The sequence below is a fragment of the Allomuricauda sp. TY007 genome (genome assembly GCF_010468565.1).
Taxonomy (GTDB): Bacteria; Bacteroidota; Bacteroidia; order Flavobacteriales; family Flavobacteriaceae; genus Flagellimonas.
Genome location: NZ_WUEG01000019.1, coordinates 13,351 through 34,119 on the forward strand (window position 1 = coordinate 13,351; position 20,769 = coordinate 34,119).

13 protein-coding genes and 1 pseudogene are annotated in these 20,769 nt (G+C 40.8%); all 14 read left to right on the forward strand.

From position 1 onward, the window contains the following. Positions 1-6: 6 nt before the first annotated feature. The 14 genes and pseudogenes from GO009_RS16050 (at position 7) to GO009_RS16110 (ending at position 20,769) form a co-directional block, all read left to right on the forward strand. The gene (locus tag GO009_RS16050; RefSeq protein ID WP_127139829.1) at positions 7-3,759 is read left to right on the forward strand and encodes an efflux RND transporter permease subunit; all 3,753 of its coding nucleotides are present in this window, start codon (positions 7-9) and stop codon (positions 3,757-3,759) included. Continuing rightward, positions 3,756-4,973, forward strand: a complete 1,218-nt coding sequence (locus GO009_RS16055; RefSeq protein WP_127139830.1) for a TolC family protein — start codon at positions 3,756-3,758, stop codon at positions 4,971-4,973. Before GO009_RS16050 ends, GO009_RS16055 begins: the two co-directional genes overlap by 4 nt. A gap of 3 nt (positions 4,974-4,976) precedes the next feature. Further along, positions 4,977-7,262, forward strand: coding sequence for a multicopper oxidase domain-containing protein (locus tag GO009_RS16060; RefSeq protein WP_127139831.1), 2,286 nt, complete (start codon positions 4,977-4,979; stop codon positions 7,260-7,262). A 34-nt stretch (positions 7,263-7,296) separates the two neighbouring features. Further along, positions 7,297-7,920, forward strand: coding sequence for a DUF3347 domain-containing protein (locus GO009_RS16065; RefSeq protein WP_127139832.1), 624 nt, complete (start codon positions 7,297-7,299; stop codon positions 7,918-7,920). Continuing rightward, entirely contained in the window at positions 7,921-8,376 is a 456-nt protein-coding gene (locus tag GO009_RS16070) for a heme-binding domain-containing protein (protein ID WP_127139833.1), read from the forward strand. A 134-nt stretch (positions 8,377-8,510) separates the two neighbouring features. Beyond that, a complete protein-coding gene (locus GO009_RS16075; RefSeq protein WP_127139834.1) occupies positions 8,511-8,987 on the forward strand; it encodes a nuclear transport factor 2 family protein in 477 nt (158 codons plus the stop codon). An 18-nt stretch (positions 8,988-9,005) separates the two neighbouring features. Then, complete coding sequence (locus tag GO009_RS16080; protein ID WP_127139835.1) at positions 9,006-11,507, forward strand: heavy metal translocating P-type ATPase; 2,502 nt, start codon at positions 9,006-9,008, stop codon at positions 11,505-11,507. A 19-nt stretch (positions 11,508-11,526) separates the two neighbouring features. Then, positions 11,527-12,111: a DUF2911 domain-containing protein gene (locus GO009_RS16085; protein WP_127139836.1), complete on the forward strand. Its 585-nt coding sequence runs from the start codon at positions 11,527-11,529 to the stop codon at positions 12,109-12,111. A 1-nt stretch (position 12,112) separates the two neighbouring features. Further along, positions 12,113-12,820 (forward strand): PepSY domain-containing protein, encoded by a 708-nt coding sequence (locus GO009_RS16090; protein WP_127139837.1) that lies wholly within the window; start codon positions 12,113-12,115, stop codon positions 12,818-12,820. A gap of 25 nt (positions 12,821-12,845) precedes the next feature. Then, entirely contained in the window at positions 12,846-13,334 is a 489-nt protein-coding gene (locus tag GO009_RS16095) for a DUF305 domain-containing protein (RefSeq protein WP_127139838.1), read from the forward strand. Positions 13,335-13,340: 6 nt separating this feature from the next. After that, positions 13,341-14,132, forward strand: coding sequence for a cation diffusion facilitator family transporter (locus tag GO009_RS16100; protein WP_206513104.1), 792 nt, complete (start codon positions 13,341-13,343; stop codon positions 14,130-14,132). Between the two features lie 10 nt (positions 14,133-14,142). Then, a complete protein-coding gene (locus tag GO009_RS16105; protein WP_163627706.1) occupies positions 14,143-15,873 on the forward strand; it encodes an efflux RND transporter periplasmic adaptor subunit in 1,731 nt (576 codons plus the stop codon). A gap of 47 nt (positions 15,874-15,920) precedes the next feature. After that, on the forward strand, positions 15,921-16,229 hold the full coding sequence (locus GO009_RS17860) for a DUF6660 family protein (RefSeq protein ID WP_313790239.1): 309 nt from the start codon (positions 15,921-15,923) through the stop codon (positions 16,227-16,229). Positions 16,230-16,348: 119 nt separating this feature from the next. After that, positions 16,349-20,769 (forward strand): annotated as a pseudogene (locus GO009_RS16110) (CusA/CzcA family heavy metal efflux RND transporter).

Below are 20,769 nucleotides of genomic sequence, written 5' to 3' on the forward strand. Positions count from 1 at the left end.
AATGCTATGCTGAATAAGAGCATTAAATTTCTCATAGAAAACAAACTTGTTGCCGTTCTACTACTTGCCCTATTCGTGGGTTGGGGCGTGGTCAACGCACCCTTTAATTGGGAAACGGGCTTTTTACCTACAGACCCAGTTGCCGTTGATGCCATACCTGATATTGGCGAGAACCAGCAAATTGTTTTTACCAAGTGGCAAGGGCGCTCGCCACAGGACATTGAAGACCAAATCACATATCCTCTTACCACTTCGCTTCTCGGTATTCCAGGCGTGAAAACCATCCGTAGTTCTTCGATGTTTGGATTTTCAAGCATCTATATCATTTTTGAAGAAGACATCGAGTTCTACTGGTCACGCAGTCGCATACTTGAAAAACTGAACTCACTTCCTGCAAACCTATTACCTGATGGTGTCAATCCATCATTAGGGCCAGATGCCACAGGTCTTGGACAGATATTTTGGTACACGCTGGAAGGTCGTGATAAAGATGGCAACGTTACTGGCGGTTGGGATTTACAGGAATTGCGTAGTATTCAGGATTACTATGTGAAATATGGGTTATCATCTGCAAGCGGTGTTTCTGAAGTGGCTTCCATAGGTGGGTATGTTCAGGAATACCAAGTGGATATTGACCCAGAAAAAATGCGCCAGTACAATGTAAGTATGGGCGATGTGGTCAAGGCTGTAAAGCAGAGCAATCAGGACATAGGCGCACAAACCCTCGAAATCAATCAAGCTGAATATCTCGTGCGCGGATTGGGTTATGTAAAATCTATCGCAGATATCGAAAATGCCGTGGTTGATTCAGAAAACTTTACTTCTATTCGTATCAAGGACGTGGCAAATGTTCATTTGGGACCTGCTACCAGACGTGGAATTCTCGACAAGGAAGGTGCCGAAGTCGTAGGTGGTGTCGTAGTTGCTCGCTACGGTGCAAATCCGCTGGAAGTCATTAACAATGTTAAGGCACAAATTGCTGAAATAAGCGCTGGACTTCCCACAAAAACATTGAAAGATGGTCGCACTTCACAAGTAACCATCGTACCGTTTTATGACCGTACCGAACTCATACAAGAAACGTTGGGCACGCTCAACGAAGCCTTGACTTTGGAAATCTTGATTACCATTTTGGTCATTATCATAATGGTGTTCAACCTACGTGCATCCATCCTTATTTCGGGATTGTTGCCCGTAGCCGTCTTGATGGTTTTTATCACGATGAAGCTCTTTAATGTAGATGCAAACATCGTCGCCCTTTCGGGTATTGCCATTGCCATCGGTACAATGGTGGACGTAGGCGTGATACTCGCCGAAAATATGATTCGGCACTTGGAAGATAAAAAGTTACGCCTTAATGAAAACGGTAACGAGTACACAACGAACGAAATCATCTACAACGCAACGGCTGAAGTTTCTGGTGCTATTCTAACAGCTGTTTTAACGACTATTATTAGTTTCCTGCCTGTATTCACGATGATTGGTGCCGAAGGAAAACTGTTCCGCCCGCTTGCATTTACTAAAACAATGGCACTCACGGCATCCCTTATCATTGCGCTGTTTATAATTCCACCCATTGCGGCATTCCTTTTCCGTAAGACGAATGTGCGTGAACGGACACAGCATGCCATCAATGGCTTACTTGTTTTATTGGGAATTCTCGCCATCGTTTACGGCTTTTGGTTGGGGCTAATTCTTATCGCTTTTGCTGCAACATCATTTTTAAAAATGCGCGATACGCTTTCGCGAAAGCGTAAAAACCTTCTGTACATCATCATTTCATCGGTCGCCATCGTATTCCTACTCGCTACCTATTGGCGACCATTAGGCTTTGACCGAAGTATTGTGATGAACTTGATATTTGTGTCCATTATCTGTTTTGGACTACTTGGTGTGTTCTCGATTTTCAGGATATACTATGAGCGTATTTTGCGATGGGCACTTCAAAACCGATATCTATTCTTAATCGTTCCGGCTACGGTGCTCACGTTGGGTATCATTATTATGCGAAACACAGGCAAAGAGTTTATGCCAGCGCTGAATGAAGGTTCATTCTTGCTGATGCCTACATCCTTACCACACGCAGGCGTTGAAGAAAACAAACGTGTTCTACAACAACTTGATATGGCTGTGGCGAGCATCCCTGAAATCGAAACCGTAGTAGGAAAAGCGGGAAGAACGGAAAGCGCACTCGACCCAGCACCGCTCTCGATGTATGAGAATGTCATTCAGTATAAATCGGAATATATGCGGAATAGTTATGGCGAGCGACAACGCTACAAGGTCAATGACGATGGATTATTTGTACTGAAGAATAACAAATTCATTATCAACCCAAACAATGAGATAGATGAAGGCGTCAACTATGCCGAAACATCGCTAAAAACGACTGCTACACGCGAAGACTTGATTGAAGATGACGATGGCGAGTACTACCGAAACTGGCGACCGGACATTGAAAGTCCAGATGATATTTGGAACGAGATAGTTCGAGTAACCAAATTACCAGGCGTTACATCGGCACCCAAGCTGCAACCTATCGAAACACGACTGGTAATGCTACAAACAGGTATGCGCGCACCTATGGGCATCAAGGTAAAAGGTCCCGATTTAAAGTCTATTGAAAGTTTTGGACTGGAATTGGAAGATATCCTAAAACAAGCCGAAGGCGTTAAGGAACAAGCTGTTTTTGCAGACCGAATCGTGGGCAAACCCTACTTGCTCATAGATATTAAGCGAGACCAATTGGCTCGATATGGTGTGTCCATAATGGAAGTTCAGGAAATCCTTCAAGTGGCCGTGGGCGGAATGCCACTCACGCAAACTGTTGAAGGTCGTGAGCGTTATGCGGTGCGTGTGCGTTATCCACGAGAGTTACGGGCAGACCCAGACGACCTTAAAAATATCTATGTTCCAGTGGAAAAAGGTAGCCCTGTACCGTTGGGCGAATTGGTAGATATACGCTACGAACAAGGTCCACAAGTCATTAAAAGTGAAGACACTTTTCTAATTGGCTACGTGCTGTTTGATAAACTCGACGGCTTTGCCGAAGTGGATGTGGTAGAAAATGCCCAAGCGCTGATTCAACAAAATATTGATAAGGGTTCGCTGGTCGTACCACAGGGCGTGAGCTATCGTTTTACGGGAACATATGAAAATCAGTTACGGGCAGAAAAAACGCTATCGGTTGTCGTACCGCTTTGTTTGCTCGTCATTTTCTTGATTTTGTATTTCCAGTTCAGGTCCGTCTCTACGTCTCTTATGGTGTTTACTGCAATCGCCGTGGCCTTTGCAGGTGGCTTTATAATGATATGGCTGTACGGGCAAGATTGGTTTTTCAACTTCGGCTTTTTTGGCGAAAATCTGCGGGACTTGTTCAATATGAAAACCATCAATTTAAGTGTGGCCGTTTGGGTAGGTTTTATTGCCCTCTTCGGTATTGCTACGGATGATGGTGTGGTAATGGCCACCTATTTAGACCAATCTTTCAAAAGCAACGAACCAGACAATAAAAAGGGCATTCGTCTCGCCACTTTGGAAGCCGCAGGTAAACGCATTCGTCCATGTTTAATGACTACTGTAACTACGGTGTTGGCACTACTTCCCGTACTCACATCCACAGGAAAGGGAAGCGATATAATGATACCGATGGCAATTCCCATTTTTGGCGGAATGATAATCGATGTCACGTCCTATTTCCTATTGCCAGTCCTGTACAGCTGGAAAAAGGAATACCAACTTAAAAAAGCAAACAGATGAAAAAATTAAAATATATACTGGTGTTCTTGTTTGTTACTGCTTTCGCGAAAGCGCAACAATTACAATCCTACATTCAGGAAGCTGAAGCCAACAATCCAGAAATTCAAGCCTTTGAATTGCGATACAACATCGCCGAAGAAAAGGTAAACGAAGCCAACTGGATTCCAAATACCGAAGTAAGTGCCGGCTACTTTGTGAGCGAGCCTGAAACAAGAGTGGGTGCGCAACGTGCACGAATAGGCGTAAAACAGATGTTGCCGTGGTTCGGTACTATTACAGCTCGTGAAAATTATGCCACCGCAATGGCAGATGCCGAATATGTGGACATTACGATTGCAAAGCGTAAGCTGGCACTTTCGGTCGCACAATCCTATTATCGTCTATTTGCCATAAGAGCCAAGCAAGCCGTACTGGATGAAAATATACAGCTACTGGAAACCTACGAACGACTTGCACTCACATCTGTAGAAGTGGGCAAAGCGAGTGCCGTAGATGTGTTGCGACTTCAGATTAGACAAAATGAATTACAACAACAAAAGGAAGTGCTGGAAGAAGAATTTACAGCAGAACAAACGACTTTTAACAATTTGCTCAACCGTGATGCAATGATGACGGTTGACGTTGTTCCAGAAATGGAAATTCCACAGGAAGACCCATTTTATACTAATGAAGCGCTATCACTCAATCCCGAACTGCTCAAATATGACAAACTCTATGAATCGGTAGCACAATCTGAACTGCTCAACCAGCGCGAGAGTTTGCCTATGATTGGTTTTGGTTTAGACTACCTGCCCGTAACGGAACGCAGCGATGTCAATTTCAGCGATAATGGGAAAGATGTATTGATGCCGATGGTGTCGGTTTCCATCCCCATTTTCAACAATCGCTACAAATCCATTTCAAGGCAAAATGAACTGCGACAGCAAGAAATAGAAACCCAACGGGAACAGCGATTGAATGTGCTGGAATCCGCTTTCGCGAAAGCGCAATCACAACGTAACCAAGCACGCATAGCATACAACACACAAGCTCGTAACCTGAAACAAGCCAAAGATGCCGAAGAAATTCTGGTAAAGAACTATGAGACCGTCACTATCGATTTTAATGATGTGCTGGACATTCAGGAATTGCAATTAAAGTTTCAAATAAACCAAATAGAATCTGTGAAGACCTACTATGTGCAAAGTACAATCATTAATTATTTAATTAAGTAAACAATGAAAACACTTAACACAATACTTCTCTTATTCTTAACTTCAATTACATTCGCCCAAGTTGGGACAAATGGTGAAGATAGAAAAGAAGAAGGTCGAAACATAAAAGAATATAACCTTACTATCGAAGAAAATGAAATAACCCTTGCAGGTGTAACCGCAAACGGAATGACAATTAATGGTGGCATTCCAGGTCCTACATTAGAATTTAATGAAGGTGACCTTGCCATTATTAACGTAACCAATAAAATGGATGAAGAAACCTCTGTACATTGGCACGGTTTAATACTTCCTAATTTTTATGATGGTGTGCCTTATTTAACTACGCCACCTATAAAACCAAATACTACATTTCAATATAGAATACCTATAAACCAATCTGGTACATATTGGTATCATTCCCATACGATGTTACAAGAGCAAAAAGGAGTTTATGGCTCAATCGTCATTCATCCTAAAGAAAAGACTTTGGACTACGACAAAGATTTGGTTGTAGTGTTATCTGACTGGACCAACGAAAAACCAATGAATGTGTTGCGAAACCTTAAACGAGGAAACGAATGGTATCAGGTTAAAAAAGGGACAGCAGTACCATTAAGTAGAGTGATTAAAGAAGGTGCACTGGGAGCACAATTTAATTTTTGGCGTGATAGAATGGAAGGTGCAGATATTGCAGACATCTACTATCCTGCGTTCTTGTCCAATGGTAAAAAACTTGCAGAATATCCAGAGTTTAAAACAGGTGAAAAAGTACGACTACGTTTTATCAATGCATCTGCTTCATCTTATTATTGGGTGGATTTTGGTGGTGGTAACCCGATGATAGTTGCGAGTGATGGTGTGGATGTAACACCAGAATATAAAAACCGATTTCTTTTTGCAATTGCCGAAACCTATGATGTCATTGTAACCATTCCAGAAGGCACTTTAGAAATTACTGCCACAGCGCAAGATGGTTCTGGTAGTACATCCATTCACTTGGGTAGCGGAAAATTGTATCCAGCAACTGTAATAGACAGACCAGATAAAGTGGCTATGATGAAGCAAATGGCAAAAATGGATATGAAGATGGGTGCACCTGCTTTAGTGGGAAATAAAAATAGAAATACACCCGAAGCCCTAATGCAGAAATATGGAATGAAGATGAATATGGATATGAAAGACGGACAGATGAAGATGGAGAATGAAATGAATATGGAAATGAAAAAGGATGCGACGCCAATGAATCATAAGATGTCTACGATGCAAAAGGACACCGCTTCATTTAATTATGATACACGTAAAACTTATTTCAATTATGATTTTTTAAAGGCAAAGGAAAACACCACTTTTAAGACTGATGTGCCAGTAAATGAAATTTTACTGAATCTAACAGGTAATATGCAGCGCTATGTTTGGAGTATGAATGGCGTACCACTTTCGGAAACAGACAAAATTAAAATTAAAAGTGATGAGGTTACAAGGATTACCTTAAATAATCTGACAATGATGCACCACCCAATGCACTTGCACGGTCATTATTTTAGGGTGATTAATGAAAATGGAGAGCGTTCACCATTAAAGCACACGGTTAACGTACCACCAATGCAAAAAGTGGTCATCGAATTTTATAACGAAGAATATGGTGATTGGTTCTTTCATTGTCACGTACTATATCATATGATGGGTGGTATGGCAAGAGTATTTAGCTATGATACACCACGAGATGAAAGGATGAAACCTTATCCAGTACAAAACCTAATTGACGAGACAGACCATTACTATTCGTGGGGAATGCTTCGTGGAGGTTCAAACTTTAATGAACTTTTATTGATGTCGAGCAACATCCGCAACGAATTTGGACTACGTGCCGAGTTTGATTATAACCAAAATGCCGAGATAGAAGTGAATTATAATAGATATCTCAATGATTGGGTACGCGTGTACGCAGGCGTAAATACTGAAACTTCAACACCAGATTCTTATGATACATTCAATACTGTGGGATTGGTTGGAGTTAAATATTTCACGCCTTATAGGTTTAATGTGGATGTGAGTATTGACCATCAACTTCGCCCAAGAATACGTCTGGACAGGGAGTTGTTGATTTTTCCAAGAATTTTCTTGGAAGGTGAATATGAGTACAGAGCAGATTTTGGATGGGTCAATGAGTTAGAAAATAACAAATCTTATGAAGGTGAAACTCAATGGTTAATTGGAGCTTCATATATCTTATCCCGCAACTTTTCAATACAAGGAAATTATAATAACAGATATGGCTGGGGTGGCGGTCTTTTAGCCCGATTTTAAAAAAAACGATTAATAACTTTTAAACAAACAAAAAATGAGCAAATTAAAATTAGTATTAGGAGTGGTTGCAATAGCATTTGTAACCTTAACAGTAGTGTCTTGTAAAGATGCTAAAACAGAAAGCAGTACCAATTCTGAAACGAGTACTGAGGAAGACCATTCAAAAATGAACCACGATAATTCCGATGGGCATCATGATAGCGAGAAAAAGGAAATGGCAATGAACGGAGATGGGAATGCACAAGCGGTTCTTAATGACTATTTCAGTCTTAAAGATGCCCTCGTAGGCGATGATAATGATAAAGCAAAGGAAATGGGAGGCACATTGGTTAAATCTCTTAAATCTTTTGATGCATCAAAATATTCTGAAAGTGAAAAATCAGAATTGAATGACATTATCGAAGATGCTACGGAACACGCAGAGCATATTTCAGAAAGTGACATCAAACATCAGCGTGAGCATTTCAAAGTATTGAGTAAAGATGTTACAGATATGGTTGCCATTACGGGAACAGGGATGAAGCTTTATGAGCAATTCTGCCCAATGTATGATAACAATAAAGGTGGTGCTTGGCTTAGTATGAACGAAGAAATTAGAAACCCCTATTTCGGTGATAAAATGTTGAAATGCGGTAAAGTACAGCGAGAAATCAACTAATTGAAGTTTTTAAAAATCATAGCGTGGCTTGCCCTTGTGGCATTGGTAGTGATTCAGTTCTTTCCAATAATCCTGAACGAGAGCGATTATGTACCGCAAAGTGATTTTATGGTCGAAAATCAAGTGCCTGCAACGATAAAAAATCGGTTGCAGGTTTCTTGCTACGATTGCCACAGTAATAATACAGATTATCCGTGGTATAGTAAGATACAGCCTGCGGCTTGGTTTCTGGAAGATCACATACAAGAAGGTAAGGACGAACTTAATTTTAATGAATGGGCAACATATTCAGACCGGCGAAAGAATAGTAAACTTCGGTCTATCATAAGCCAAATCGAAGAAGATAAAATGCCCTTGGATTCTTATACACTCATTCATAAAGATGCAATTCTTTCAGATGAAGATAAGAGGATGATAATAGATTATATGACAGCGTTAAAAGACAGTTTGGAATAAAGTCCTGATATGGGAAGGGAAAGTTGATGGTTGGTTAGTTAGTAGCCCTTCCCTTGTCAGGCACAATAAAAAATATTAGAAAGATGAATAATGATATAAATGAATTTGAGTAAAAATTCTTAAAAATAAACAGGATGAATGCACTTAGAAAAACTACAATATTCGCATTAATTATAATAGCAACAAGCCAAGTGTTCGGACAAGATACAAACACAGAAAAGCAAGCCGTGCTTAAAGTAATGAAAACCTACAAAGATGCGCTACAAAACTTGACAACCGAAGGTACTTTTGACTTATTTACAGAAGATTCCGAGGTTTTTGAATCTGGTGGTGTTGAAGGCACCTATGCCCACTATATAGAACATCATTTGGGTCCAGAATTGGGGCATTTCAAGAAGTTTGAATTTTCAGATTATGAAATTGATGCAGAAGTAGATTTGCCCTATGCGTTTACTACCGAAACTTATGTCTACACCATAGTTCTCAATCCCGATGATAAAGCCAATACTCGAACCATAAAGAAAAAAGGGGTGGCGACTTCTATCCTTAAGAAGATAGATGAAAAATGGCAGATAGTAAAAACACATTCATCATCAAGAAATGTTAAATAATTTTTAGCCAATCATAAAATGAAACACACCTACCACATACACGGAATGACCTGCAATGGTTGTCGAAGTCACGTAGAGGAAACGCTGTCTAAAGTGGATGGTGTTTCAAAAGTAACAGTTGATTTAGAAAAAGCCGAAGCGACCATAGAAATGGAATCCCATATTCCAATAGAGAAATTTCAAGAGGCGCTTAAAGCCGATGGTGGGCAATACAGTATCCATCAAAATGGCGAACATCAGCATACCCACGATAAGAAGAAAGTTGAGAAACCCAAAGGTCAAGGAACGGGAACATTTTACTGTCCGATGCATTGCGAGGGCGACAAGACTTACGACAAACCAGGCGACTGTCCTGTTTGCGGAATGGATTTGGTTGAAGAAGTTAACCTAACGGCTACTTCCGACACCCAATATACCTGTCCGATGCATCCCGAAATTATTAAGGATGAACCGGGAAGCTGTCCAATTTGTGGGATGGATTTAGTGCCTATGGAACCCGATTTATCCGCAGAGGAAAAGACCTATAAAAAACTTCTTAAAAAGTTCTGGATAGCGGTCGCTTTCACATTGCCCATTTTTATCATTGCAATGTCCGAAATGCTGCCCAACAACCCCTTATATGATGTTTTAGAATTAAAATATTGGAACTGGATTCAATTTGCGCTTTCTATTCCTGTGGTATTCTACGCTACTTGGATGTTCTTTGAACGTGCCTACCGCAGTATAAAGACTTGGAACTTAAATATGTTTACGCTTATCGGTATCGGTGCTGGCGTTGCTTGGCTCTTCAGCGTGTTCGGGATGCTCGTACCCGATTTTTTCCCTGACCAATTCAAGACCGAAGCCGGTACGGTTCACGTCTATTTTGAGGCTGCTACGGTGATTCTAACTTTGGTTCTACTTGGTCAAGTCCTCGAAGCTCGTGCGCATAGCAAGACCAATTCCGCAGTCAAGGAACTTTTAAAATTGGCACCTAACAAGGCTATAAAGGTAGTTGATGGGGAAGAACAGGAAGTGGCCATCGATGAAATTGAATTGGGCGATATCCTACGTGTGAAGCCGGGCGATAAGATTCCTGTGGATGGCGTTATTACCGAAGGCGAAACTTCCATCGATGAATCGATGATTACAGGCGAACCCATTCCTGTAAACAAATCAGTAGATGATAAAGTAAGTAGCGGAACTATCAACGGCAATCAGTCCTTCTTGATGAAAGCTGAAAAGGTTGGGTCTGACACCCTGTTATCACAGATTATACAGATGGTCAATGATGCCAGTCGAAGCCGTGCACCCATCCAAAAGTTGGCCGATACCGTTTCGGGATATTTCGTGCCAATCGTGGTCATCATCGCTGCTGTGACATTCGGCGTTTGGGCGATTTGGGGCCCAGAGCCAGCCTATGTTTATGCTTTGGTCAATGCGATTGCCGTATTAATTATCGCCTGTCCGTGTGCTTTGGGGCTTGCGACACCTATGTCCGTAATGGTCGGTGTTGGTAAAGGCGCACAAAATGGGGTGCTTATCAAGAATGCTGAAGCCCTTGAGAAAATGGATAAGGTAGATACTCTCATTGTCGATAAGACCGGAACGATAACCGAAGGAAAACCTACAGTTGAGAAAGTGGGTTCTTTTGAGAAGGGTTTTACCGAAACCGAAGTACTACAATACATTGTTTCCTTGAACAGCCAAAGTGAACATCCGCTGGCGGAAGCCACCGTAAAATATGGAAAAGAACAAAACGCAGAGTTTTTAAAAGCAGATGGATTTAACGCAGTTACTGGAAAAGGCGTTGAAGGTAAAGTGAACAATAAAAAAGTAGCCTTGGGTAATGCTAAAATGATGGAACAGGGCAATGCCACACTTACCGAAGCTATGGAAAACGAGGCACAATCCTACCAAAAACAAGGGAAAACGGTTTCCTATCTCGCTGTAGAAGGTCAAGTTGTAGGCTACGTGGTCATAGGTGATAAAATCAAGGAAACGAGTGCAAAAGCTATCAAGGATTTGCAGAATAAGGGAATTGCGGTCATTATGCTTACTGGTGATAATCACGATACAGCCAAAGCTGTCGCAGATGAACTTAACCTTGCCGATTTTCAAGCAAGTATGCTACCGGAAAACAAATTACAAGAAGTCGAGAAATTACAAGGACAGGGTAAAGTGGTTGCAATGGCAGGCGACGGAATAAACGATGCACCTGCACTCGCTAAAAGTGATGTAGGTATCGCAATGGGAACAGGAACGGACGTTGCCATTGAAAGTGCAGCCATTTCCTTGGTGAAAGGCGATTTACACGGTATCGTAAAGGCAAGAAACCTAAGTGATGCAGTAATGCGCAATATCAAACAAAACCTCTTTTTTGCAATGATTTATAACACGCTGGGTATCCCTATTGCAGCAGGACTACTGTACCCGTTTTTCGGAATACTCTTATCGCCAATGATTGCGGCCTTGGCAATGAGCTTTAGTTCGGTTTCGGTAATTGCCAACTCATTACGTCTAAAAAGTAAAAACATATAATCCAACTAATTGAATACTTATGAAATATAAAATTTTGATAATCCTATTGGTAGTTGTTGTCATCGGTTGTAAAAACGAAGAAAAGAACAATCCCAAAATAGAGACAGAACACGATCATACCCAGAGTGAACCTAAATCTGAGAACAAAAAAACCCTAAGTCCACATACATCGGCAATGGCGATGATAGGTGATGCTCATATCCATATAGATTATTCGTCGCCAGGCGTAAGGGATAGAATTATTTTCGGTGGACTGTTGGCGTACGACCAAGTCTGGCAGGCTGGTGCCCATATGGCTACTTGGTTGGAAACAAATAAGGATTTAGAAATTGACGGCAAGGTATTGAAAGCCGGGAAATATGGATTTTTTGTAATTCCGAATGAAGAAGAATGGACTGTCATTTTCAACAGGAATTGGAACCAACACGGTAAGGACGACTATACTGAAAATGATGATGTATTACGATTTAAAGTAACACCTAAAATTTCCGAAAAAATCAAGGAACATTTAGAGTATAAAGTAAACAAAACAACAGAGACTTCAGGAAAAATCTCAATGGGTTGGGAAAAAGTCACGATTGGATTTCCTTTTGAAATAAAGTAAAATGGTGAACAGAAAAACAGCGAAATGGATTAGAAAAGCACACCGCTATTTGGGTGTTTTTTTAGGTGTTCAGTTTTTGATGTGGACAATTAGCGGGATGTATTTCAGCTGGACGGACATTGACGAGATACACGGCGACCATTTTAAGAAAGCGGCACCTGTGCAGACCTCTTTTGATAATTTGCTCGGCACATCCCAACTGGCCATAAAAGAACCCGTCCAATCTTTGGAACTACTGGAAATAGCAAATGAACCTTACTATTGGATTAATGAAGCACGGCTTTATAATGCAAAAACGGGGCAAAGGAAAAATGGAATTTCTAAAAAAGAGGCACAACAAGTTGCAAGTAGGTATATGTTGAACGATTTGGAAATAGTACAAATTCAATTAGTCGATTCTGTAGGGCCACATCACGAATATCGCGGTCGCCCACTTCCAGCTTATGAAATCTCGTATGAGACACCACAAAATTTAAAAGCCTATGTGGCGGTTGAAAATGGCGCTTTTCAAACGGTGAGACACAGGGATTGGCGCTGGTTTGATTTTCTTTGGATGACCCATACAATGGATTATCAGGGAAGGGATAATTTCAACACATTGTTGTTAAGGGCATTTTCACTTTTGGGATTGATAACCGTCTTAAGCGGTTTCGTTTTATGGTATATCAGTTCCCCATCAATCAGAAAACTGAAAAAGAAAATTAAATAATTGGTAACAAATAAAACCAAAAATTATGGATGCAAACGAACACACAAATTCAGGAAAATCAAAAAATCATTACACACGTTTTGTAGCGATGCTCGCTTGCTCTTTTGTAGCAATGTATATTACAATGTATTTAAACACCTATGAATGGGACCATGTATGGTTCAGCCTTACGCGTTTCTATATGGTCTGTCTCGGTATCGCTGCCATGGCCATTATAATGTTTGTAGCAATGCGCGGTATGTATCAAAACAAAAAAAAGAATATTGCCATAGTCTTGGGAAGTATCGTTCTCTTTGTAGGTGCATTGGGACTGGTACGCGACCAAAAATCCACCGTGGGCGATGTACTTTGGATGAAAGCAATGATACCACACCATTCCATTGCAATTTTAACAAGTGAACGAGCAGATATTGAAGACCCTGAAGTCAAAAAATTGGCTGAAGAAATCATTAAAGCGCAACGTAGGGAAATTGCTGAAATGAAGGCGATGATTGAGCGTTTAGAAAACGAGTAAAACAAAGTGGATAAATCAATATTCAAAATAGTGAGAATGGATTGTCCTTCTGAGGAATCTATGATTCGGATGAAGTTGGATTCAGTTGGTCGAATTTCAAAATTGGATTTCGATATTCCCAACAGAAAACTTACGGTTTTCCATAATGGCAACTTGGAAGAAATTCAGGAAGCCATTGCAGACCTGAAGTTTAATGAAGAATTGATTTCCTCAGAACCAACCGATGAAGTAATTGCGGAAGAAGCAAGCAACCAGAGTAGGCTACTGTGGTCAGTTTTGATTATCAATTTTATGTTTTTTGTCATTGAAATGACTACAGGATTGATTTCAAAATCAATGGGGCTTGTTGCAGACAGTCTGGATATGCTGGCAGATTCATTTGTATATGGTTTAAGTCTTTTTGCAGTAGGCGGTTCCCAACTACTTAAAAAAAGAATAGCGACCACTGCCGGTTATTTTCAGATACTTCTTGCGGTTATAGGAATTGTAGAAATAGTGAGAAGGTTTATAAATCCAACCGAAGTTCCGGATTTTAAAACAATGATTATAGTCTCAATATTGGCGCTATTGGCCAACGGGCTATGTCTATTTCTTCTTCAAAAATCTAAAAGTAAGGAAGCCCATATGCAGGCCAGTATGATTTTCACATCAAATGATGTTATCATTAACTCCGGGGTTATTGTTGCTGGGGTTTTGGTACTATGGACTGGCTCACGATTGCCTGATTTGATTGTAGGCGCAATCGTTTTTATAGTAGTTGTCCGTGGCGCTCTTAATATTTTGAAATTAGGAAAATAAAATTATGAATATGAAAAAGAACATTTTATATATAGTAATAGCCGTTATCATAGGTTTGGGCGCAGGCTGGCTCATTTTTGGAAATAGCTCAGACAATGCAGCAAATAAGGATACGTCTGATATGTCCGACCACGACCACTCTGGCGAGAGCGCAGAACAGATGTGGACGTGCTCTATGCACCCACAGATTATGCAACCCGAAGCTGGTGATTGCCCAATATGTGGAATGGACTTAATCCCTGCTGAAGCTGGTGCAGATGGTCTCGCTGCAAACGAGATAAAAATGACTGAAAACGCAATGGCGTTAGCAAATATCCAGACTACTATTGTAGGAAATGCAAAAGCTGGCGATGATGATGGGATGATATCCCTTTCGGGAAAAATAGCGGCAAACGAAGAAAACAATACCGTACAATCCAGCTATTTCAAAGGTAGGATAGAACAACTCAACGTTAACTATGAAGGTCAGCAAGTAAATCGTGGTCAGTTATTGGCAACCATTTACGCACCGGACCTTGTAGCGGCACAACAGGAATTGATTACCGCAGCATCGCTTAAGGAATCGCAACCTGCTTTATACAAAGCTGTTCGCAGCAAGCTCAAAAACTGGAAACTATCAGATACGCAAATCAATGCCATAGAAGAAAGTGGAACGGTACGTGAGAATTTCCGGATTTATGCAACGGTTTCCGGAACGGTTTCAGAAGTAATGGCAGCACAGGGCGATTATGTAAATCAAGGACAGCCTATTTTAAAGTTGAGCAACCTCAATTCGGTTTGGGCAGAATTTGATGCCTATGAAAATCAAATAGCACAATTCAACGTTGGGCAAAAAATCAATATCACGACTAACGCCTTTCCAAACAAAGAATTTGAAGGAACAATTTCTTTTATTGACCCTGTTCTAAATAATTCGACACGAACGGTAACGGTGCGGGCAACGCTTCAAAATAGAGAAGACCTATTTAAGCCAGGAATGTTTGTTACAGGTAAGGTTGAAGGGGCAACACAAACTATGGAAAATACACTTTCTGTTCCTGCAAGTGCTGTACTATGGACGGGCGAGCGCTCATTGGTATATGTAAAAACCAATCCTAACGAGCCTGTATTTGAAATGCGCGAAGTAACCTTGGGCAATCGCTCTGGCGAAACTTACCAATTATCGGCTGGATTAGATAACGGCGATGAAATTGTTACCAATGGAACGTTTACGGTAGATGCAGCAGCACAATTACAGGGTAAAAAATCAATGATGAATCAGCAGATGATGCAGGATGAATCGGCTATGATGGGTGATATGGAAATGAGTTTCAGTAATGCGTTTAGTTCTGATTTCGACAAAGCATTACCATCATATCTCAAAATGAAAGATGCCCTTGTAGCAAGCGATGCAAGTCAAGTTTCCGCTTTCGCGAAAGCGACATCAGAAAAATTAAAAGCAATATCGACTGATGATTTAGGTACGATGGAAAAACAACATTTAACCAAAAGTATTGAGATGCTGGATGCCATTGCAAACAATGATAATCTGGAAAACCAGCGCGCTCACTTCGTCATTCTAAACGAGAATATCGTGCCTATTGCAATGAGCATAGAAAACTCGACAAATTATTACATTCAGAAATGCCCTATGGCAAATAACAATAAAGGTGCGGTATGGTTAAGTATGGAAGAAGAAATAAGAAATCCATACTATGGCGATGCAATGTTGACTTGCGGAAGTGTGATTGATTCGTTGTAAAAATCATTTGCAACACAGTTGCACCAAAATATTTTTATCTTTGCATTGTGAAAGTTGTAGCAATCATTTTATCGTTTTATTTCTTGGCACTCAATGTAGAGCCTTGTAGCGATGCGACAAATAGTGCCGATGATACCCAAGTTGTTACAGTAATTGATATTGATGGCGACCACGACCAAGACTGTGAGTTATGCTCGCCTTTCTGTCAATGTCATTGTTGTCACGTTCACACGATAAATTTTGGGCTTGTTGCATTTCAACCGCTACAGCCTGCTATTCCTCAAGAATTCTTTGCCCATTTCGATGACCTTGGCAAAGATATTCCCCATTCCCTTTTTCAGCCACCTCGGGCATAATTCAGTTTTCATAGGATAACTATATCCTTTTTTGAAGTTTTCCTAATGGGAATGCTCAACTATGTTTTTGCTACGCGAAAACGCAAACTCGTTTTTTAACTGAATTAATACATTAATCTATGATTAACAGAATCATTGATTTTTCAATCAATAACAAATTCATCATTGGTCTGTTCACGTTGACTCTTATAGGAGTTGGCATTTGGTCAATGGCAACAGTAAACCTTGGGTCTGTCCCAGATATTACCAATAATCAGGTGCAGGTCATCACGCAATCGCCCAATCTGGGAACGGAAGATATTGAACAGTTCGTAACCTATCCCGTAGAACTATCTATGGGTAATTTACCAGGCGTTACAGAAATAAGATCTATCTCACGCTTTGGCCTTTCCGTAGTTACTATCGTTTTTGAAGACGATATGGGAACCTATCTTCCTCGACAGCTGGTACAGGAAAAACTAAACGAACTGGGCGAATCTATCCCTGAAAAATTTGGAAGTCCATCTATGGGTCCCATCTCTACTGGTTTAGGTCAAATCTATGAATACACTATAAAGCCAGAGGAGGGTTTTGAAAACAAGTATTCGCCTATGGAACTGCGCACCGTGCAAGATTGGGTTATCAAACGACAACTCACATTACTGGAAGGCGTGGTAGAGGTCAACTCTTATGGAGGCAGTATTAAACAGTACGAGGTCGCTGTCAACCCAGATAAGTTGAATAGTTTGGGTATTAGTATTTCACAAGTGTATGAGGCTCTCGCTCGGAACAATGTGAATACAGGCGGTGCTTACATAGAAAAAAATAAAATGTCAAATTTCATAAGAGGTGAAGGTCTTATTCGCTCTTTGGAAGACATTAAAGATATTTCGATTATTAACGAGGGCAACATTCCCGTAACTATTGGAGATGTTGCAACACGCGTCCATTTTGGGAATCAGGTACGTTATGGTGCTTTTACGCAAGACGGTAAGGAAGCCGTGGGAGGAATAATAATGATGCTAAAAGGTTCAAACCCTAATGCGGTTATCCAAAATGTTAAGAATCGTATGGCAGAAATTGAAAAATCCCTGCCAGAAGGTCTCACTATCGCCCCTATCATTGATCGTAGTGAGCTAATTGCCAGAACGACCGATACCGTTAAAACCAATTTACTGGAAGGCGCCCTAATCGTGATATTTGCCCTTGTTTTATTGTTGGGTAGTTTAAGAGGTGGCATCATAACGGCCACGACCATACCGTTGTCCTTGCTTTTTGCCTTTATATTAATGAAGCAATTTAATGTATGGGCAAACTTAATGAGCTTGGGAGCTATAGACTTTGGGATTATTATAGATGGTGCCGTGATTATTATAGAAGGAACGGTGTATGAGATCCAAAAACGGATTAGGTCTGGAAAGCTAAAATTCAATCAAGGCGTAATGGATAAAGTAGCCTATGATGCCGGAACCACGATGATGGGTTCTGCTTTTTTCGGGCAGATCATTATCCTTATAGTTTTTACACCTATACTTTTCCTTACAGGTGTAGAAGGTAAAATGTTCAAACCGATGGCATACACCTTTGGTTTTGCTATGATAGGTGCAATTTTCTGTGTCTTACCTATGTCCCAATGATGTCTGCGCTTTTTATGAAACCAGTTCAAAACACCAAAAGCTGGTTTGGCAAATTTGAGCGTTGGCTTGAAAAGATAAGTGATAAAATTATTGGTGCTATACATAGTGCTTATAAGCCATTATTAAAAGGTGCACTGCGGCTTAAGCTTATCGTGTTATCATCTTCTGCTGTTCTACTTATTATTGCTGGTTTTATATTTTCTAATATGGGTGGAGAATTTGTGCCGCAGCTCGATGAAGGAGATATAGCAATGCAGGCGTTTATAAGACCAGGAAGCTCGCTCACAGAATCCATTGAAGTTTCAAAGAAAATAGAAACTATCCTATTAGAAAATTTTCCTGAAATTAAAACGGTAACAGCACGTATAGGTGTGGCAGATATACCTACAGATCCTATGCCTATGGATATTGCAGATATGTACATCATTCTCAATAAGGATATGGACGAGTGGACAACTGCTTCTACTAAAGAAGGTTTGATTGAAGCCATAAGGGATAAACTGGATGATGAACTCGTCGGGGTTAATTTATCATTTACCCAACCGGTCGAATTAAGATTTAATGAGCTTTTAGAAGGCGTAAGAGAGGATATTGCAGTAAAGCTATATGGCGAAGATTTAGAGGTGTTATCAGACAAGGTTCAGGAAATGGCAGCTATTATAAAGACCGTTCCTGGCGCGGGCGATGTGAGTGCAGAACGTACAGCTGGACTACCACAAATGACCGTAAAGTTCAGACGAGATAAAATGGCGCAATATGGACTGGATATTCAAAAAGTAAATGATTACATAAGTACTGCTTTTGCAGGTGGTACCGCTGGCGTCATTTTTGAAGGCGAGAAACGATTTGATCTGGTGGTACGATTTGATGAAAGCCATAGAAAAAGTATTGATGACCTGCGCACGATGTACATCGATCTTAAGGATGGAAGCCAGGTACCCATTATTGAAATAGCAGAGATTGAATACGTGCCTGGACCTATGCAAATCTCACGTGACAATACGTATAGAAGAACCTATGTAGGTGTAAATGCACGAGGCAGAGATGTGGAGTCTGTTGTAAAAGATATACAACAAAAGTTAGATGAAGAACTGGACTTGCCATCAGGATATTATATTACCTATGGTGGAGAGTTTGAAAACCTACAAAGCGCTAAGGATCGTTTAACAATTGTTGTGCCCATCGCCCTGTTCTTGATATTTGTACTGTTATACTTTGCCTTAAAATCCTTTTCACAATCGCTAATGATTTACATCGCGATACCCTTGGCGGCCATTGGTGGTGTGTTTGCTTTATGGCTTCGAGATATGCCATTTAGTATTTCGGCAGGTGTAGGATTTATTGTGCTATTTGGTGTCGCAGTTCTTAACGGGCTGGTACTTATTAACCGATTTAATTCTTTAAAGGAAGAAGGTGTTACAAGCATAAAGGATAGAATATTTCAAGGGACTAAAGAACGTATTCGCCCCATTATGCTCACGGCTACCACAGATATTTTTGGGTTTTTACCTATGGCATTTTCCACATCAGCCGGTGCAGAGGTGCAACAACCGCTCGCTACGGTAGTTATTGGTGGGATGCTTACGGCCACCCTACTCACGTTGATAGTACTTCCTGTACTCTATATCTTTATAGAAAAGCGACGTGAGCGCAAAGACCAGAACAAGATTGGTTCGTTTAATCCGCAAGCATTGACCACGATTTTAATACTTGGTTTTATGTTAGGTGGTACCGCTTTGGCGAAAGCGCAACAAACACAAGCACCTGTGCCAGACCTCATTGTTCAGGATAGCATTACACCCATTACCTTATCTCGGGCTGTAGAAATTGCCAAAGAGAATTATCCAGCACTCAAGACGAGCCAACTCGAAATAGAAAGACAGAGCGCACTCACGGGCAATGCCTATGACTTCGGTAATACTAAAGTATTTACAGGTGGCGAAGAAGTGGCAGATGGTCAGGGCATTTATACCTTGATAGGTATCGGTCAACAAAATATTGATCTATTGGGAATAGGTGCCAAAAAACGCTTGCAACAACAACGCATCCAGTTAGCCGAAACAGCTTTTGACCTATCTGAAATCCAGATAGAACTGGAAGTCAAAAAAGCCTGGTCAGAAGCTTTTCAGGCAAAGAAGAAATTTGTTCTTTATCGAGAACTGGACAGCATTTATGGTCAATTTGCACAATCTGTAGAACTCAATTTTGAAGTCGAAGCCATTTCGAGACTGGAATATGCTGCTGCGCGCAATCAAGCGTTACAGATAACCAACAGGTTTCAGCAGGCAGAAACAGATTATTTAATCGCATTACAAAAACTCAATCTTTGGTTGACACCAGATACGATGTACACCGTAGCTGATGAATTTGAAGCTACCGAAATTTCGGTGTTAGAGACTGATGATACATTGGATGAACATCCCGAGTTATCGCTTTCGCGAAAGCGTATAGACGAAGCACAAGCAAGCTATGATGCAGCAAGGGCAAGCTTACTGCCCCAGTTTAATCTGCAAGGTGGCCTGCAACGTGTAAATGGCGATAGTGGTTTCTACACCTATCAGGCAGGGATTTCCATACCGCTGTTTTCTGGCCCAGACCGCAGCCGCGCAAAAGCTGCTAAACTGGATGCACAGATTGCAGAAACCAATGCCGCATTCAAACAACGCGAGCTGCAATCCCAATATACACAAGCACAGCAAAATTATACACGATGGCGAGATACTTGGTTTTTCTATAAAACCGAAGCTCTGCCACTTGCCATAGACCAGCGCAAAGGCGCATTGCTCGCCTACAAAGAAGGTGCGCTTGATTATGCAGCATTCACGCAAATTATACGTGATGCCATACAGACCGAAATGGATGCACTGGACGCACTCGATAATTATTTAGAAGCCTTGTTTAAACTACAATATTTCCAAAACTAA

Excerpts from the sequence above, each read along its gene's own strand:
- GO009_RS16075 (WP_127139834.1), top strand. The coding sequence starts at position 8,511 with ATGAATGCACTTAGAAAAACTACAATATTCGCATTAATTATAATAGCA.
- GO009_RS16050 (WP_127139829.1), top strand. The coding sequence starts at position 7 with ATGCTGAATAAGAGCATTAAATTTCTCATAGAAAACAAACTTGTTGCC.
- GO009_RS16060 (WP_127139831.1), top strand. The coding sequence starts at position 4,977 with ATGAAAACACTTAACACAATACTTCTCTTATTCTTAACTTCAATTACA.
- GO009_RS16080 (WP_127139835.1), top strand. The coding sequence starts at position 9,006 with ATGAAACACACCTACCACATACACGGAATGACCTGCAATGGTTGTCGA.
- GO009_RS16085 (WP_127139836.1), top strand. The coding sequence starts at position 11,527 with ATGAAATATAAAATTTTGATAATCCTATTGGTAGTTGTTGTCATCGGT.
- GO009_RS16055 (WP_127139830.1), top strand. The coding sequence starts at position 3,756 with ATGAAAAAATTAAAATATATACTGGTGTTCTTGTTTGTTACTGCTTTC.
- GO009_RS16065 (WP_127139832.1), top strand. The coding sequence starts at position 7,297 with ATGAGCAAATTAAAATTAGTATTAGGAGTGGTTGCAATAGCATTTGTA.
- GO009_RS16090 (WP_127139837.1), top strand. The coding sequence starts at position 12,113 with ATGGTGAACAGAAAAACAGCGAAATGGATTAGAAAAGCACACCGCTAT.
- GO009_RS16105 (WP_163627706.1), top strand. The coding sequence starts at position 14,143 with ATGAAAAAGAACATTTTATATATAGTAATAGCCGTTATCATAGGTTTG.
- GO009_RS16095 (WP_127139838.1), top strand. The coding sequence starts at position 12,846 with ATGGATGCAAACGAACACACAAATTCAGGAAAATCAAAAAATCATTAC.